Origin of the sequence: Sphingobium sp. CFD-2 (assembly GCF_024611135.1) — a bacterium.
In the GTDB taxonomy this organism is placed as follows: domain Bacteria; phylum Pseudomonadota; class Alphaproteobacteria; order Sphingomonadales; family Sphingomonadaceae; genus Sphingobium; species Sphingobium fuliginis.
The window spans coordinates 128,555-144,856 of the sequence record NZ_CP084407.1 but is presented as its reverse complement, the minus strand read 5'-3'; the positions used below and the strand labels follow the sequence as shown (position 1 = coordinate 144,856).

The window sequence follows — 16,302 nt, the reverse complement described above, 5'->3', positions numbered from 1 at the left end:
GGGAGGCACGCACCAGGGGTTTGAGAGCACTTCGGGTGTGCGGTCGCATCAACGAACAACCTAATTGCCTGGCATGCGAGCGCCGTGAGGCCGACGACCATGCTTTGGAGACGCGTGGCCAGGGACGGGAGTCTAGCCAGTCGCTCGCGGCCAGCCGGCGCCTGACGAATCGAAGATGGCCTCGAATTGACCTGGATCGGCTGCGAGATCCGCGAGCGAGTATCGATCAAGCACGGCCAGGAACGCTCCCAGGGCTTCTTTTAGGACGCCGGTCAGTTTGCAGGCAGGAGCGGCGATGCAGTTCCCACAATCCACCAGGTCGAATCCGCCTTCAGTATGGCGGACCAGTTCGCCAAGATTGATATCCGCCGCATTTCTACCGAGTCGAATCCCGCCACCGCGTCCCCTCACGCTCTCGATATAACCGGCTCGCGCAAGATCGTTCACGACCTTCATCAGGTGGTTCTGCGAAATATCATAGGCCTGCGCGACCTCGGCGATCGAGGACAGGCGCCCGGGTCGCCCGGCAAGATAGAGCAGCGCGCGCATGGCGTAGTCGGTAAACAGCGTGAGCTTCATGGTCGTGAGCGTCCATCCTCCTTTCTGCGACAGATAATATACATTCCGTTTGCATCTTTCCAGAGAACACAATAGATGCATTTGCAATGCATGATTGGAGGTTGAGTCGTGAATGGCGTCTCATCTGTCAGTGAAAGCGACCTGGAACGGGTGGTCGAGGCATTCTATGCCCGCGTCCGGGAGGATGACAGGCTTGGTCCCATTTTCAATGACGCGGTGCAGGACTGGCCGGAGCATTTAAGCAGGCTGACCGACTTCTGGTCATCGGTGATGTTGGGAAGCGGGCGCTACAAGGGGCAGCCTGTTGTTGCGCACCTCAAGCACAAGTCACGGCTCTCGCCGGAACTGTTCAAACGGTGGCTGCTGCTCTGGAACCAGACCACAGGTGATCTGGTGGCAGCAGATGCCGCCGCAGCCCTCCAGGCCAAGGCGGCTCAGATCGCCGAGAGTTTGCAGCTCGCGATATTCTTCCGGCTGCCGCGACATCCCATGTCCTGTCCTGCGATGGATAAGGACCAGCAAAATGGACCAGCGCATCATGGCTGATATCCGGCCCTATCGTTCCACGCCAGTGTTCGACCAGGACACTCTTCCGGCCGCACTGCGGTCGCGGCATGACACCAAGGCGGGTGTTTGGGGGGTGATCAGGATCCTGGAAGGGCGCGTTCAACTCACATGCCTGGAACCATTGTCGCAAACCATATTGACGAGGGACAATCCCGGCGTCGTGCTGCCCGGACAACCCCATTTCGTCACGCCGCTCGGGCCCATGAAGATGCGGGTCGATTTCTACAATCAGGTTCCCTTTTCCTGACCGCTCCCTGTAACGTCAACCTAGCAAAGGAGAAATCATGTCTCAGCCTCTCAGCGAGCAGACCGTCGCGCTTGTCAAAGCCACTGTCCCCGCCCTGGAAGCTCATGGTCTGGACATCGTGCATGAGATGTATTCGCGCATGTTCCAGAATCCCGAGATCCGCGATTTGTTCAATCAGTCTCATCACGGCGATACCGGTTCCCAGCCTCGCGCGCTGACGGGAGCGATCCTTGCCTATGCCAGCAACATCGACAATCTCGGCGCTCTGGCGCCAGCTGTCGAGCGGATCGCGCAGAAGCATGTGGGCTTGCAGATCCTGCCCGAGCATTATCCTCATGTGGCTGAGGCGCTGCTGGGGGCCATCAAGGCAGTGCTCGGGGAGGCGGCAACGGAGGAAATCCTTGGCGCCTGGGGCGAGGCATACTGGTTTCTCGCCAATATCCTGATTGCGCGCGAACGACGCGTCTATGACGAGCAGAAGGAGATGACCGGGGGGTGGAACGGATGGCGCGATTTCAACGTGGAAGAAGTCGTGCGGGAAAGCAGCGTAATCAATTCCTTCGTGCTGCGGCCTGTCGATGGCGATCGGGTGATGGCGCATAAGCCGGGGCAATATCTCACTTTCTGGTTCGAGATCCCAGGACATCCGCCAGTCAAGCGGAACTACTCGATCTCCTCCGCTCCCAACGGGCAAACCTATCGCATTTCCGTCAAGCGCGAGCCGCTCGGGCTGGCTTCAGGCTGGCTTCATGATGAGGTCAAGCCCGGAACCATTCTCAAGGTCGCTGCGCCGGCGGGTGAATTCTTCCTCGCCGACCATGTCGAGCGGCCGGTGGTGCTGCTCTCGGGAGGCGTCGGCCTCACCCCGATGGTGGCTATGCTGGAGGCCCTGGTGGCGCAGGAGACCGAGGTTCCGGTCCAGTATATCCACGGCACCCACGATCGTGAAACGCACGCAATGCGTGAGCATGTCCGTACGGTTGCCGCGCAGGGCAAGGCAGTCCAGGTGGTGGACTTCCACCAGACCCCGCTTGGCGACGAGGTCGAAGGCCGCGACTATGACGCGGCGGGCATCATCACCGACGACTGGCTGACCGCCAACACGCCGGTGGCCGACGCTGATTATTATATTTGCGGACCGCGCCCATTCCTGCGCCATGCGGTCTCCACGCTTTCGCTGGCGGGGGTGCCATCTTCGCGCATCCACTATGAATTCTTCGGCCCTGCCGACGAACTGCTGGCAGCCTGACAAGCCGTTGATGGACGACATCCTCATGGCGCGGCCTCTCTACGCATTTGCGGTCCTGCCCGGAATCGCGGCGGCGTTTTGCAGCACGCTCATGGTGATGTCGTCTGCAACGGTGGGCCATCAGCCAGACGAGTCTTCCAGATCAACGGGGGAGACCTGGCCATCGCGCAGCGCTGAAACGGCGCCTCCATCCACTTTAGCGGCGGATGCAGGCCATGCCGGGCCTCTGGTTCCTCTTCGCCGCGATGTCTTTCATGAGCCGTTGGTCGTACATCGAGCATGAGCGATCGGCAGGCCCTGCCGCCGATTTTCAGGGGCGCGGCATGAACGCGGCCCGGCGACCGGCCCTTGCCCTTGTCGCTGAGGCTGGAGCAACACAAGCGGCGACTTCTTCGGGTTGCGTTCCGGTGACGTATGTCCAGTTCGCAGCGGAAGAATTGCCCTGATCCAACACAGCGGCGCGCGCCACACCTGCCTGGAAAGAGATCCGTCAAACGATCAAAGCTTTTGCGGTCAGCCTTCAAAAACATTCATTTGCGCGAAATGGCTTGGTCCACCAACATTGCAGGCCAGGCCGTCATAGTGAAGACCGCTTCGAAGGCTGTTCCTGCAGGAGAGGATGCCCATGAAGGGGCAGCGATCGGAGCCATCAGATATCAGCCCAGTACCCACCTGGTCTTCCATTATCTGGACTCTCATTATGGCGGCTGCGGCCTATGGCATATATTTTCTGCGCCACCATCGCATTCTGACTGAAGAACAGTTGATGCTCCTCCTCTTCGTCATGGTGCCGATCGCTGCGTTCCTGCTCTCGGGATATGGACAAGATCGCTCCGCCGAGGAAGCTGGCCTGCGCCACCGCAAAGATCGGAAATAGATAATCTTTCCATAGGGCGAGCTAGGGTTGGCAGACACGCCGTTCGCCCGACATTTTCTCGACTTGCGCGCATATCTGCAACGTTCTTGCGCTCAGCTATAAATATTTTGATCTATGGATGGGGAGCAAGCGTCATTAGGGCACCGGCAAAGGGGGTCATGAGCACGGTCATTCTCGGTCGTGACAATGTCCAGTATGTCACGGTTGCCAAGGATGACAATGACGCTCACGGGCGGGACCAAACGCCTGAAAATTCCGACCTTCCATGTCGATCCCCAAAAGCTGCTCTTTTCGGTAAGCAGCTTTCTGGCGGCAGCGGTTACGCTGACCATCGCCTTCTCGGCCAGCCTGCCGCGGCCCTGGTGGGCGCTGCTGACAGTCTATGTCACGGCGCAGCCGATGGCGGGCGCCTTTCGGCCCAAAGTTCTCTATCGGCTGGGCGGGATCATCACAGGGGCGGTCATGACGATCCTGCTGGTGCCCAATCTGCAAAACTCACCGGAGCTCCTGGTCCTGTGCCTCGCCTCATGGACGGGCTTTTGCATTTACCTCGCTGTTCTGGATCGCACGCCCAGAGCTTTTCTGTTCCAGATGGCAGCGTTCAGCTCGGCGGTCATCAGCTTTCCCTATCTGGACGATCCCGGCAACATTTTCGACACGACGATCGCACGGGTCGAGGAAATGACTGTGGCGATTCTATGCGTCACCGCCGTCCACGCGCTGCTTCAGCCATGGAGCGCGACACCGGTCATTCGCGCCCGGGCACAATCCTTTCTGGGGCATGCGCGTCGCTGGACCGCCGAAGCGCTGGGCAGCCATCACAGTCGACTCGAAGACGAACATCGACGGGTGCTGGCCGCGGACGTGACCGAACTGGGCATGATCGCCGTTCACCTCCCCTTCGACCAGCGCTGGGCGCCTGCCACCCGCCGCCGCGTGACAGCGCTGCAACAGCATCTGGCCAATATTCTGCCTTTGGCTTCAGCCGCCGCCAACCGGCTGGATCTGCTAAGGGAAAATGCCGCCATTCCGTCGGAATTGCGCGCACTGGTCGACGACATCATCGATTGGTTGACGCGGGCGGATAGCGGTCTTGGCGAGCTGCGGCCACTTCTGCAACGATGCGATGCGATGGCCGCCGCGATGGACAGGCAGGGCAACTGGATATCGCTTCTGACAGGCAGCGCTTGTGCGCGTATTTCCGAGTTCCTGGTCGAACTGGCTGCAAGCGAAAGACTCGTTCAAAGAATCGGGGCGCCCGGGCGGCCAGCGCTAAGAGCAGAGCCGCCATCGTTCACGCTCGCGCGCGACCATGGCGTTGCCGCGCTGGCGGGCTTGGCGACGGCAACGGCGATCATGATCTATTGCGCGATCTGGATTCTGCTTGCCTGGCCCAACGGCTCGGCGACGGCTGCCTTTGCCGCTCTCATCACCTGTTCATTCGCCGCCCAGGATGACCCGGCGCCGGTGATCGGCCGTTATCTTCTCGCCACGCTCAAGACCTTCCCGCTCGCTGCCTTTTATCTCTTCGTCATCCTCCCGCGGGTCGATGGCTTTGAGATGCTCATCATCACCTTGGCGCCGGCCCTGCTCTGGATGGGGTATATACAAGCCGATCCGAAGCGGTCGCCCCAGGCGTTGCCGATGTTTTCCTGTTTCATCGTGGCGATGGGCTTCCTTGCCCGCTTTCAGGCGGATTTTGCGCTGTTCGTGAATACAGGATTGGCGCAGCTCGGCGGGATCGTCACGACGCTTGCGGTCACGCGCCTCTTCCGCTCCGCCAACGCGCTTTGGACGGCGCGACGCATCGTGCGAGCCAATTGGGGCGAGTTGGCGCAGCTGTCCGACATTCGCCGCCCGTTCCAGCCCGACCGCTGGACTGCAAAGGCCGTCGACCGGTTGGGACAGGTGGCGGCGCGCATGGCCCTGGCCGCGCCGGGGGACGTGCTGCATAGCGCCGACGGGCTCGCAGACCTGCGGATAGGACGCAATATAATCCCGTTGCGCCGGTCACTGCCGCATGTCCCGCATGATGTGCGCCATCGGTTGGGCGCGGTCCTTGCCGGCCTCGCGTCCTTCTATGACGCGCGCTGGAAGGATGGATTGGCCAAGTCTCCGCCGGCGGGCTTGCTCCATGCTGTCGATCACGCGCTGCTTGCCATGCTGGACTTGCCCCAGGATGAAACACGCCGCCGGGCGCTGCGCGCTCTGGTGGGGATGCGCTGCAATCTGTTCCCCCAGGCCGCCGCCCTGGGAAAGGAAGCGGTGAGTGATTGAGGAAATACATGTGCTGGGCGTCTACATGCCCGCAGCCCTTGTCTGGGGCGTACTGGCCGCAGTGCTGGTTTATCTGGTGCGCAGCCCGCTGCAGCGCCTGCCGCTCGCACGCCTCCTGTGGCATCCCAGCTTGCTCGAACTCGCTCTCTTCATCCTGTTCTGGTGGGGGCTGTCCGCCCTTGCCGACGCCTTCCTCTATCGATGGTTCACTCCCTGATGCTGCACCGCCAAAACCTCCTGCGATCGCTCACCACGCTGCTCGTCCTGCTGGCCATCCTGGGCGGGATCTATGCCTTGTGGATCCGGTATCAGGTCGAGCCTGTCACGCGTGACGGCAAGGTGCGTGCCGATATGGTGCCCGTTGCTGCGGATGTGAGCGGCCTCGTAACGGAGGTCCGCGTCACCGACAATCAACCAGTGAAGAAAGGTGACATCCTGCTCGTGATCGACCGGCCGCGCTATCAGCTTGCGCTTGAGCAGGCCGCTGCCAATGTTGCCAGTCAAAAGGCAGCACTTGCGCAGGCAATCCGGGAAGATAAGCGCAATCACGCGATGACCGAGGTAATCGCTGCGGAAGTCATTGAACAGGGCCGGGCTCGCGTGGACCAGCTGCGGGCGAACATCGGGCAAGCGATCGCCGCCCGCAACCTTGCCCGCTTCAACCTCGACCGCACTTTCGTGCGCGCGCCTGTCGATGGGACAGTTGCCAACATGTCGCTGCAACCGGGTGTTTACCTGTCGGCCGGCACGCCGGCGCTCGCGCTCGTTTACGGCAAATCCCTGCGCGTCGAGGGCTATTTCGAAGAAACCAAATTGCCTGCCATCCGCGTCGGTGATCCTGCAAGCATCTACCTCATGGGTGTTGCGGATGAAATAAAGGGCCATGTGCAGAGCATCGCCGGCGGCGTGGAAGATCGCGAACGTGCCGGCGCAAACGGCCAACTCGCCAATGTGAACCCGTCCTTCACCTGGGTTCGGCTCGCCCAGCGCATTCCGGTTCGCGTCACGATCGACAGGATACCGCCGCAAGTGCGCATGATCCCGGGCCAGACCGCTACGGTCGTCATTCATCCCCGCGATGACGGCCGCAGCGTTCATAGGAGCTTGCCGTGGTGAAGCGAATTTGGCCTGTTCTGCTTGCGCCCATATTGGCGAGCTGCGCTGTCGTTGGACCGGATTATCATGTTCCCGGCAGCGCGGTGGCCAACACGCCGGGAGCCCAGGGGGCATTTCGCTCTGCAACACAGGTAACCCGGGCGGAGCCGCTGCCCGATCATTGGTGGAAGCTTTACGACGATCCGGTACTCGATGGGCTGATCACCAGCGCGCTGGAGGCAAATACTGACCTCCGCACGGCCGAGGCCAATCTCCTGCGCACGCTCGCCCTGCTGGATGCCCGCGGAGCGAGCCAGGAAATTCAGGGCAATTTCAATGCTGAGACCAGCTACGCGCAAAGATCCGCTGAAGCCGAGCTTCAGCATATCCAGCCCCCGGCTCGGCAAATCTATAATGCCGGCATCGCCTTCGGTTACGACCTTGATCTGTTCGGAGGACTGAAGCGGGGGGTCGAGGCGGCGAGCGCCGATACAGAGGCTGCAGTTGCCGCGCGCGACCTGGTGCGCATCAATGTCGCGGCCGAGACGGCGCGGGCCTATGTCGACGCCTGCAATGGAGGCTTCCAGCTTCAGCTGCTGAACCGCTCGATCGCGCTTCAGCAACGAGGTCTTCGCCTGACGGAAATAATGATCCGCCATGGTCGTGCCGCTCCCTATGAGCTGGATCGACGGCAGAGCGCTCTGGAAAGCAACAAGGCGCGCATGCCGCGTCTTGCGGCCCGCCAGCGCAATGCGGTCCTGCGCATTGCGGCCTTGCAGGGGCGGACGCCTGATCAGGCGGATATGGGGCTTCTTGCCTGTCATCGCCCGCTGGAACTGACGCAAATACTGCCAGTCGGCACCGGACAGGCGCTGCTAAGACGAAGGCCCGATATTCGCATGGCCGAACGCCGGCTTGCCGCGTCCACTGCCCGCATAGGCGTCGCAACTGCCGCCCTCTATCCCGACATTCGCCTCGGAGCATCGGCCGGATCGACCGGTGCGGCGGCCGATTTTCTCTCACCCCTGACCAACCGTTTCGGTTTGGGTCCGCTCATCAGCTGGACCCTCAATCGCCATGCCGCGAGGGCCGGCATTGCCGCGGCGCAGGCACAAAGCAAGGCCGATCTCGCGACCTTCGATGGGACTGTGATCAAGGCGCTGCGGGAGGTCGAAATGGCGCTCAACAACTATGCGGCGGGGCTCGACCAGAAGCAAAGTCTCGCCCGGGCGCGAGATGATGCCGAACGGGCGGCGCAGCGGACGGCGCAGCTACGGCGCGGAGGCAAGATTGCCGAGCTTCCGGCGCTGGAGGCCGAACGCGATCTCATAGCGTCCGAGCAGGCGCTAGCCGACAGTCGGGCGGCGATGAACGAGGATCAGATCACGCTTTTCCGGGCCTTGGGCGGAGGATGGACAGCCTCATCCGGACCAGGAACATCCTCCGGTTTTGACGCCGATCAGGAGGGCAAATGAAACCAGTCAGCGCTTGTCGATGTCGCGACTCATCGTGAGGTCGACCGCCTCGCCGTCCTGTAAATGCAGCAGTACCGTCCAGATCGCATCAGCCGGATGATAATCGTCTATGATGATGCGCTCTGAATATGTGCATCGAGCGAGGCGACGATCGCGATTATCGCCGACGCATTGAGCGCCCGCGCTCCTGAGCGTGTCGAGCGCCTTCCAGAATGAGCTACCTGGCGGAACGGCACTGCGCAAAGCGGCATTTGCCTCGTCCATTCGGTCGTACCATTGATAATCCCTCTCGAGCGCCCTGAAGGTAAATTGCGGCACGCCCGATGTCTCCGCCTGAAGTGAAGCAGATCCTCCCGCAGCTAGCAGCAAGGGTAGCAATAATCGAAGGCGCATGGCTCTAGCCTGTCCTGAAATCCTTTGCCTGACAGTTTCGCAGAGATCTGTTCTCATCTCTGCGAAATTGACAGGGCACGCTTATGTCTATCCCGCGTAGGGCGAATCTATGCTTCGGACAACCGGGCCGTGAGCGCCGCGATACAAATTGCGATGGCGCCCAGTGCGTGTGTGCCGATCCACTCGCCCGTTTCCCCCAGGATATGAACGTCATCCCCTATCGCCTCAAGCCAGCATCCCGGGGAAACAAGAGTCATCGCCGCAGATCTCGAACTTGAATACCGCAAGGCACGTACATGCTTGCCATCGTCCTGCCGCCAGACCCCTGCTGCAATCAGCGGAAGTACTTCCAGACCGGGAAAGACCGACATCGCGATCTGAGCGTCAAGATCCCGGCTGGCTGCCTTGGCGCTCTTGCATGCCGCAATTGCCGAGTAGATTTTGCTGCCGTCGACCGCCATTTTCGCCCGAATAATGTTCTCAACGACAGCAAAGCTCCGCCGCAGATCGCTTAGTTCCGCTCCAAGCTGGAAATCTTCACCGGATCACATACCGGTTGCAAGCGTCCGTCGCCAATCGAGTAAGCCCACCCATGAAGCGTGAGATCCATTGATCGTCGCCAGGCCTGACGAACAACGGAATTCCTCGACAGGGCCTCAACCTGCGCTCGAACGTTGCATTCGCAAAGCTCGTCCGCGTCGATGGGAACGCATTCCTCCTCACCAGTAGAGCCTCGATACACCCGCCGAACCGGTGTGAGCCATCGACCTATGGCGTCACAGGTTTGAGGCCCCATGGCAGCATGGATGCCGCCACATCCATAATGTCCTACCACAATGATATGCTCCACCTCGAGTATCTCCACTGCGAACTGGAGGGCAGCGGCAAAGCTTGGATCGTCCTCGCTGGCCAGATTGGCTACGTTGCGATGCACAAACATCTCGCCTGGATCGAGGTCGACAATCTCCGTCGCCGGCACACGGCTATCGGAGCAGCCAATCCAGAAATATCGCGGACGCTGCTGACCTACGAGGCGGCTGAAGAATGTAGGGTCTGCATGAGTCTTGGCCTCAGCCCAAGCCCGATTGCGCTCAAACAGCAGGCCCAGTCCATCTGCGCTCCGCGCCAGGCTTGTGATCTGCCCTTCATCCTCCGCCCGCATTTCTTCATGGCACCTGTTGATGCAGGTCGACGATGCGCAGATAGGGCTTGAGCGTCCTATAGCCTTGAGGAAACTGGCGAGTTGCCTCCTCCTCGGAGAGTTTGGGCGAGATCACGACAGGATCTCCCGGTGACCAGTTCACAGGTGTTGCGATGCTGCGCGCATCGGTTAGCTGTAGACTATCGATCGCCCGCAGGATTTCCGAGAAGTTGCGCCCCGTGCTTGGCGGATAGGTGAGGATGAGCCGGACCTTTTTCGAAGGATCGATCACGAACACTGACCGGACCGTCACGGTGGGATCACTTTCCGGGTGGATCATGCCATATAGTGTCGAAACACGCGCATCAGGATCAGCAATCATCGGGAAGTCGAGAATGGCGTCCTGGGTTTCGCGAATGTCCTCTTCCCATCGGCGATGAGCCTCCACCGGGTCGACGGAAAGCCCGATCGGCTTGACCTGCCGCTTGTCCCATTCCGGACGGAGCCGCGCGACTTCGCCCAGTTCGGTCGTGCAGACGGGGGTGAAGTTCTTGGGATGGCTGAACAGCACGCCCCAGCTTGAGCCAAGCCAGTCGTGAAAGCGGATGCGGCCCTGGGTAGAATCCTGCTCGAAGTCGGGGGCAATCTGCCCGAGTTGAATGGTCATGGAACCTCCTTCATGCGCAATCAGATTGATGTAGCCCGATCAATCAAACAAGTGAATGTTATTCATGGATAGGCACAATAATGTTATGGTATTCGCTCTTTGACGAGGGACAGCGTTAACATAGTCACTGGCCGCAGGACCGATATCACCTTCGCGCGATCCAGCTGGCTTCACGGCCTTTCCCCAATGCCGCCCCACGGGCAGGAGCGCTTGAATATAAATGCGATCATGATCGCGGTCGCGCAGTAGAGCAGCAGCCAAGCAGGCTCTTGCGACGCATGTCCAGCCTGGAGCAGAGCTTTCCGGCGGCTCATGGTTCAGGCATTCCTCAATCCGTCCGCTTCCCTCTCCGTCCACATCGACCATCAAAGCGGCCCGCGTCGGAAGGGAGCCGGATAGTCAACGGCCATACACTATAGACGTCGGACGGCGGCGCGATTTCCCGATAACGCCTATACGGATCCTCAGGCTCCTGTCCCTCGATTTGCGCTGCGGCAACAGCACCGATTGCCACAGCAGCAATGAAGCAGATCATCGAGGGAAGGAGGCCATCGGCAACATATCCCTCACGGTAGAGAATGACAACGACCGCAGCCAGGACGATGGTCAGCAGGGCCAGCGCCAGAGCTACCCATGAACGCCTCTTTCGTGAAGGCACAGAGTGTGGCCTGAATGGATGTTGATGCTTCATTGCTGGCCTCCTTTCCGAGAACCGCAGCAGCGGATTGGCAAGCGGCCATGGCCGGCCGCGTCTTGTGAAGACATCATCCTCCTGCTAACACAGATGAAGCAAACGAATATAATTCTACGTTGAGTGCAAAGGTTTGCATTGATGGATATCAGTATCGCCCGGACCTTTCTCGAGGTGGTGAAAACGGGCAGTTTTGTCGGTGCCGCCAACAATCTTCATCTCACGCAAACTGCGGTAAGCGCACGGATCCGCGTCCTTGAGGAACAGCTTGATCGACCCGTCTTCATCCGCAACAAGGCCGGCGCCAGACTGACACCGGCCGGCGAACAGTTTCTGCGCTTTGCAACCACTCTCGTTCAGGTCTGGGCGCGCGCCCAGCGCGCCGTGGCTCTGCCGCCAGGGCGCGAAACGGTGGTGACGGTCGGGGCCGAGCTCAGCTTGTGGAGTCCGCTGCTCCGTCACTGGCTCCTGTGGATGCGGCGCGAATGCGCCGACATCGCCGTAAGCACGAATATCGAGGCCGGCGAACGTCTGATGGAGCAGGTCCAGGACGGAACGCTCGATGTTGCAGTGCTTTATGCAGCCCCCAGCAGACCAGGCATTGTCGCTGAACTCCTGTTCGAAGAGAAGCTGGTGCTTGTTCGAACGACACCTGTCAACGGCGGAGTAAAAGTCGGCCATTGGGCGGCGCAAAATCAGGCCGGGTGATCCGTGTGCTGGCGAGCGCCGCGAGGGCGTAGCCCGAGTGGGGGTCGCCAACACACGGATGGTCTTTTCTGTCAGGGGTTGGAGCGTGCCTTGCGCGCCTGGCTTTGGGCCAGACGATAGCTCTCTCCGTTCATCTCGAGTATGGAGACGTGGTGGGTAAGCCGGTCGAGGAGCGCGCCTGTCAGGCGCTCGGAGCCGAACGTTTCGGTCCACTCGTCGAACGGCAAGTTGCTGGTGATCAGCGTCGAGCCGCGCTCGTAACGCTGCGAGATCAGCTCGAACAGCAGTTCCGCGCCGGTTTTCGAGAGCGGCACGAACCCCAGTTCATCGATGATGAGGAGCTTGTATCCGGCCATTTGCTTGTGGAGGCGCAGAAGGCGGCGTTCGTCGCGTGCCTCCATCATCGCGCTGACCAGCGCGGACGCGGTGGTGAAGCCGACCGTCAGGCCCTTCTGGCAGGCGGCAAGGCCGAGGCCGATCGCCACATGGGTCTTGCCGGTTCCCGAGGGACCAAGGGCTATGACGTTCTCGCGGCGGTTGATCCAGTCGCAGCGTGCCAGTTCCAGCACCTGCATCTTGTTGAGCTTGGGGATCGCGGCAAAGTCGAAGCTGTCGAGGCTCTTGGCGGCCGGGAACTTCGCAGCCTTGATCCGGCGCTCGACCATCCGGCGTTCCCGGTCGATCAGCTCCAGTTCGACAAGCCGTGCCAGGTATCGGACGTGATCTGCGCCCTCGGCCGCGCATCGCCGGGCCATCTTGTCATGCTCGCGCAGGAAGGTTGGTAGCTTGAGCGTCTTGAGGTGGCTGGCCAGTAACAGCTCGGGGGACGGACTGCTCATGCCGCATCCTTCGCATCGCCCGAGAGCAACTGCATGTAGGAGCGCGCCGATGTCGTCTCCACCCTGGCTCTGGGCAGATAGGGATAGATCGCCATGTCCAATCGGGGTGGTCGGCGCTCCACCCGGCACAGCAGGAGATGCTTCACGGCATCAAAGCCGATCGCCCCGATATCGAGAGCCTGCTTTACGGCCGCATGCAGATCGGCAAGCGTGAAGCTCTCCAGCAGACGCAGCACCTGCACATACTCGCGCCGACCATGCTTGCCCATACGAGCTTCCATGAGGCGGCGCAGCGTTGCAAACGCTTCGGGCAGGTGCCAGCCTTGCAGGGGCGCTGCCTGATCGAGCGCATTGATCTTCTGTTCGATCAGGGGAAGGTAATGGATGGGATCGAAGATCACGTCCTCGCGCTCGTAGCTGCGCACATGACGGGCAATGACCTCGCCCCGGCAGCCGATCACCACCTCGCCGACATAGCCCCGGATCCATACCTCCTGATGGCCGAAGCGCACCGGCACCGAGTAATCATTGGTCCGGTAACGCACCAGCGCCTGCGACGAGACCTGGCCGCTGGTCTGGTCACAAGCCTCGAACGGGGCAGCCGGCAGTTCCTGCATCGCCGCCAGATCGCGCTTCAGCCTCTCGCCGATCGTCTCGCTCTCGCCCCGCAGCCGGTCGTTCTGACGCTTGCGGCATTGCTCCTCGAGCCACAGGTTGAACGCCTCCCACGTCGCGAACCGGGGGATCGGCACCATGAAGTTGCGGCGAGCATAACCGACCAGCCCTTCAACACTGCCTTTGTCGTTCCCCCTGCCGGGACGGCCGTAACGATCGCGGATCAGGTAATGCGACAGGAAGCCGCTGAACAGCCGGGCGCGCTGCCTCGTGCCGTCGGGCAGGATCTTCGAGACCAGGCAGCGGTCGTTATCGTAGACGATCGACAGCGGCACCGCGCCGAAAAACGCGAAGGCGTGCACGTGGCCGTCCATCCATGCCTCGGCAACGGCAGCGGGATAGGCGCGCACGTAGCAGGCGTCGCTGTGCGGTAGATCGAGCACGAAGAAATGCGCCTTCTGCACAACACCGCCGATCTCGACCATGGCCTCACCAAAATCTGCCTGGGCATGGCCGGGCGCATGCGCCAGCGGCACGAACATCTCCCGGCTGCGCTGCTCGCGCTGTCGGATGTAATCCTTGATGATCGTGTAGCCGCCGGTGAAACCGTGCTCTTCGCGAAGGCGGTCAAATACCCGCTTCGCCGTATGACGCTGCTTGCGCGGAACCTGACGGTCACCATCAAGCCATGCATCGATGATCGGAACGAACGCTTCCAGCTTGGGCCGCCGCACCGCCGCCGTCCGGCGGTAACCGGGGGGCTCCGAATACGACAGCATCTTGCGGACCGTGTCGCGCGATACGTTGAAATGCTTCGCCGCCTCACGCTGGCTCATGCCGCCCGCGCAAGCAAGACGCACCTTCAGGTAAAGATCCACGGTATATATCTCCACGCCCTCCCTGCTCGCGCAAAGAAGGCAAAGTGGACGACTTTTACGCCGCCCGCAGCAGCACTTCGCCGCCGCCACCGTGGTCTAATTTTGCACCGCCGTTCTCAGACATCATGCATGGCATAGTTGATCTGCGCGGCTCTATACAAATCGCCGACCAGACTGGCCGATCGATCGCGATCATTGCCTTCGAAGCTGCTGTGTCCCGCGTCGAGGATTAGCCAGCCCAGAGCACACCCGAGGAAAAGGGTGCGCCATAAGCGCGTCGCTCAGTCCCAAATCAAGAGCCGTCCCGCAACGCTGACAGAATTGACAGTATCAATCCACGCTCACGACCCCAGCTCACCAACGATGGTGTAGAGGCATTGCGAGCACTAAGTGCCGGTCGTGTCACTTTACCAGCTGCGGCATTGATAAAGTGACAGCAAGAACGCGGCGCCACTCCCAGAGGATCTGGGGAGCGCCTTGAAGGTTCTAGCCGTTCAACTGGTCCCTGACTGATTTGGCGGGCGTGAACGTCAATTTCCTTGATGCCTCAATCTGGATGATCTGACCGTTAGCCGGGTTACGACCTTCACGCGCAGGCATATCCTTGACCTTGAACTTGCCAAAGCCGCTCAGCGAAACCTCATTTCCGTTCGCCGCAGCGGAGGCGATCGTTGTAAAAACCGCATCGACATATTTGCGGGCATCGGTTTTGGTAATGCCATGTTCCAATGCAATGGCTTCGGCAAGGGCTATGCTGTTCATGGTGAACCTCTCTTGGATGGAACAGTCTTGTTTATCGGCTTTTCCGACTGCGGCAACGGTGTTTGCGGTCGCCCGACTGTTCGCCCCGCCCGGTAAAGTGACACGAGTGTTTTTTGTCGCAAAAAAGCGCGAGGGGGGATTCACAGCGAGTCACTCTGTGCTAGATTCCCGATATGTTCCAGCAGCTTGACCTTTTTCATTCCCGCGAAACAGCGCCGAAGCTGTCTGACTTGCCCGATTTAATCGAGCAGATATCAAGGGTGTCGAGGCGGCCGCGCTATGCCTTTCTGGTGCTCAATCTCATTTCCAAGGCTGCCGGCCATGGTAATAGCGTAGGACCTTATGTTCGCCATGAAGGCGCGCTGGTTCCGGTACGCGATTGGCTTTGCCAGGCACTCATTCCTCTCGCCCAAAGGGATGGGCGCAGGCGCGCATTGATCGGTGCTGTTCGCGCCGATCTCATTGCGAGCGGTCAATTGCCTGGTGATCCGGATGCGGCAAGGAGGCGGATCGAAGAAGAGGTGAGGGCGCGCATCCTTCGCTCCGGACGGACCAGCATCAGCCGGGCCGCGTCGGATCTGGTGCGCGCCGGACTCCTGCGCCGTCACTATCAAGGCATCCGTGTCGACCATCAAAATCGGGGCGCCCAGCGTGAAGCCGTCTATACCATAACATCGGAAGCAAAGCGCGCCTTGGGACGTGCGCATTAGGGCGCGACAAAAGGTCAGTCGTCCGGGGGAATGTAGTCCGGCCAAAAGCCGGATTCAGGATCCACGCTACAGGCATAGCATTCATCCTCGGTCCAGACGCCCGGCGGCAACGGTGATGGCAACGTGGGTATTCCGCCATCAAGATGCACCCGGATGAGAGCGCCATCCCTCGTTCCCCGCTGGAAGATCGCTCTTATATCGTGACCCTGGCGGATCTTGCCGCCAATCCAGCCGCACCTCTCCGCGGAGAGATAACCGATCTGAAAACCACGAAATGAAAAGACGGCCACGGCCAACGGATCGGCCTTGTTGGTCGGTTCCGGGATCAGCGATATACCATCGCCTGGATTGAGCATGCGAAGTTCAAACAGCCGGTTTGATCCATCGGCATTTGGATAAAGCGCTCCAACCACCTCAAGGCTCAATTGCCGCGGCATCGCCACATGCCTAAAGATCCGCCTATCTTGCTGTGCGAAAGTCTCGGCCTGCGCTGATGTTCATTGGGCCGGGCAGGGGGCAAACCGCTGGTGGC

General features: G+C 60.6%; 20 protein-coding genes and 1 pseudogene. 11 read left to right on the top strand and 10 right to left on the bottom strand.

What is annotated here, in order from left to right:
- Window positions 1–132 precede the first annotated feature (132 nt).
- On the bottom strand, window positions 133–579 hold the full coding sequence (locus LDB29_RS26080; protein WP_257558452.1) for an Rrf2 family transcriptional regulator: 447 nt from the start codon (window positions 577–579) through the stop codon (window positions 133–135).
- A gap of 108 nt (window positions 580–687) precedes the next feature.
- Here LDB29_RS26080 and LDB29_RS26075 point away from each other — a divergent pair, with 108 nt between their 5' ends.
- The 8 genes from LDB29_RS26075 to LDB29_RS26040 all read left to right on the top strand — a co-directional run bounded on the left by LDB29_RS26075 (window position 688) and on the right by LDB29_RS26040 (window position 8,366).
- Window positions 688–1,125 carry a group III truncated hemoglobin gene (locus LDB29_RS26075; protein ID WP_257558451.1) on the top strand — a complete coding sequence of 146 codons (438 nt, stop codon included), beginning with the start codon at window positions 688–690 and terminating at the stop codon, window positions 1,123–1,125.
- Window positions 1,118–1,393: a DUF1971 domain-containing protein gene (locus tag LDB29_RS26070; protein ID WP_257558449.1), complete on the top strand. Its 276-nt coding sequence runs from the start codon at window positions 1,118–1,120 to the stop codon at window positions 1,391–1,393. The genes LDB29_RS26075 and LDB29_RS26070 overlap by 8 nt, the downstream gene beginning before the upstream one ends.
- 37 nt (window positions 1,394–1,430) lie before the next feature.
- Window positions 1,431–2,642 carry an NO-inducible flavohemoprotein gene (hmpA, locus tag LDB29_RS26065; RefSeq protein ID WP_257558446.1) on the top strand — a complete coding sequence of 404 codons (1,212 nt, stop codon included), beginning with the start codon at window positions 1,431–1,433 and terminating at the stop codon, window positions 2,640–2,642.
- Window positions 2,643–3,267: 625 nt separating this feature from the next.
- The gene (locus LDB29_RS26060; protein ID WP_257558444.1) at window positions 3,268–3,519 is read left to right on the top strand and encodes a PrgI family protein; all 252 of its coding nucleotides are present in this window, start codon (window positions 3,268–3,270) and stop codon (window positions 3,517–3,519) included.
- 219 nt (window positions 3,520–3,738) lie between these two features.
- Window positions 3,739–5,796, top strand: a complete 2,058-nt coding sequence (locus tag LDB29_RS26055; RefSeq protein WP_373886396.1) for an FUSC family protein — start codon at window positions 3,739–3,741, stop codon at window positions 5,794–5,796.
- Window positions 5,789–6,013, top strand: a complete 225-nt coding sequence (locus LDB29_RS26050; protein ID WP_257558440.1) for a DUF1656 domain-containing protein — start codon at window positions 5,789–5,791, stop codon at window positions 6,011–6,013. The genes LDB29_RS26055 and LDB29_RS26050 overlap by 8 nt, the downstream gene beginning before the upstream one ends.
- Entirely contained in the window at window positions 6,013–6,912 is a 900-nt protein-coding gene (locus tag LDB29_RS26045) for an efflux RND transporter periplasmic adaptor subunit (protein WP_257558438.1), read from the top strand. Before LDB29_RS26050 ends, LDB29_RS26045 begins: the two co-directional genes overlap by 1 nt.
- On the top strand, window positions 6,906–8,366 hold the full coding sequence (locus LDB29_RS26040) for an efflux transporter outer membrane subunit (protein WP_257558436.1): 1,461 nt from the start codon (window positions 6,906–6,908) through the stop codon (window positions 8,364–8,366). Before LDB29_RS26045 ends, LDB29_RS26040 begins: the two co-directional genes overlap by 7 nt.
- 6 nt (window positions 8,367–8,372) lie before the next feature.
- Here the strand turns inward: LDB29_RS26040 and LDB29_RS26035 are convergent, their stop codons facing one another.
- From LDB29_RS26035 to LDB29_RS26015, 5 genes are all read right to left on the bottom strand, one after another.
- The gene (locus LDB29_RS26035; protein WP_257558435.1) at window positions 8,373–8,684 is read right to left on the bottom strand and encodes a hypothetical protein; all 312 of its coding nucleotides are present in this window, start codon (window positions 8,682–8,684) and stop codon (window positions 8,373–8,375) included.
- Between the two features lie 182 nt (window positions 8,685–8,866).
- Window positions 8,867–9,220 carry a hypothetical protein gene (locus LDB29_RS26030; RefSeq protein ID WP_257558434.1) on the bottom strand — a complete coding sequence of 118 codons (354 nt, stop codon included), beginning with the start codon at window positions 9,218–9,220 and terminating at the stop codon, window positions 8,867–8,869.
- Between the two features lie 50 nt (window positions 9,221–9,270).
- Window positions 9,271–9,921: a carbonic anhydrase gene (locus LDB29_RS26025; protein WP_257558433.1), complete on the bottom strand. Its 651-nt coding sequence runs from the start codon at window positions 9,919–9,921 to the stop codon at window positions 9,271–9,273.
- 4 nt (window positions 9,922–9,925) lie between these two features.
- Window positions 9,926–10,567, bottom strand: coding sequence for a peroxiredoxin (locus tag LDB29_RS26020; RefSeq protein ID WP_257558432.1), 642 nt, complete (start codon window positions 10,565–10,567; stop codon window positions 9,926–9,928).
- 328 nt (window positions 10,568–10,895) lie between these two features.
- The gene (locus tag LDB29_RS26015; protein WP_257558431.1) at window positions 10,896–11,258 is read right to left on the bottom strand and encodes a hypothetical protein; all 363 of its coding nucleotides are present in this window, start codon (window positions 11,256–11,258) and stop codon (window positions 10,896–10,898) included.
- Window positions 11,259–11,399: 141 nt separating this feature from the next.
- Between LDB29_RS26015 and LDB29_RS26010 the strand changes: the two are divergent.
- A pseudogene (locus LDB29_RS26010) lies at window positions 11,400–11,918 on the top strand (LysR family transcriptional regulator); the annotation flags it as partial.
- A 119-nt stretch (window positions 11,919–12,037) separates the two neighbouring features.
- On the opposite strand, the gene istB reads toward LDB29_RS26010, so the two are convergent.
- Together istB and istA are read right to left on the bottom strand one after the other, a co-directional pair.
- Entirely contained in the window at window positions 12,038–12,805 is a 768-nt protein-coding gene (gene istB, locus LDB29_RS26005; RefSeq protein WP_257558430.1) for an IS21-like element helper ATPase IstB, read from the bottom strand.
- Window positions 12,802–14,256: an IS21 family transposase gene (istA, locus tag LDB29_RS26000; RefSeq protein WP_218036328.1), complete on the bottom strand. Its 1,455-nt coding sequence runs from the start codon at window positions 14,254–14,256 to the stop codon at window positions 12,802–12,804. Before istA ends, istB begins: the two co-directional genes overlap by 4 nt.
- Window positions 14,257–14,342: 86 nt before the next feature.
- On the opposite strand from istA, the gene LDB29_RS25995 reads away from it, so the two are divergent.
- Entirely contained in the window at window positions 14,343–14,531 is a 189-nt protein-coding gene (locus tag LDB29_RS25995) for a hypothetical protein (RefSeq protein ID WP_257558429.1), read from the top strand.
- A 253-nt stretch (window positions 14,532–14,784) separates the two neighbouring features.
- Here LDB29_RS25995 and LDB29_RS25990 read toward each other — a convergent pair whose 3' ends face one another.
- A complete protein-coding gene (locus LDB29_RS25990) occupies window positions 14,785–15,060 on the bottom strand; it encodes an HU family DNA-binding protein (protein WP_257558427.1) in 276 nt (91 codons plus the stop codon).
- A 173-nt stretch (window positions 15,061–15,233) separates the two neighbouring features.
- Here LDB29_RS25990 and LDB29_RS25985 point away from each other — a divergent pair, with 173 nt between their 5' ends.
- Entirely contained in the window at window positions 15,234–15,770 is a 537-nt protein-coding gene (locus LDB29_RS25985; RefSeq protein ID WP_257558425.1) for a hypothetical protein, read from the top strand.
- Between the two features lie 14 nt (window positions 15,771–15,784).
- Here LDB29_RS25985 and LDB29_RS25980 read toward each other — a convergent pair whose 3' ends face one another.
- Entirely contained in the window at window positions 15,785–16,207 is a 423-nt protein-coding gene (locus LDB29_RS25980; RefSeq protein ID WP_257558424.1) for an HIRAN domain-containing protein, read from the bottom strand.
- Window positions 16,208–16,302: the final 95 nt, after the last annotated feature.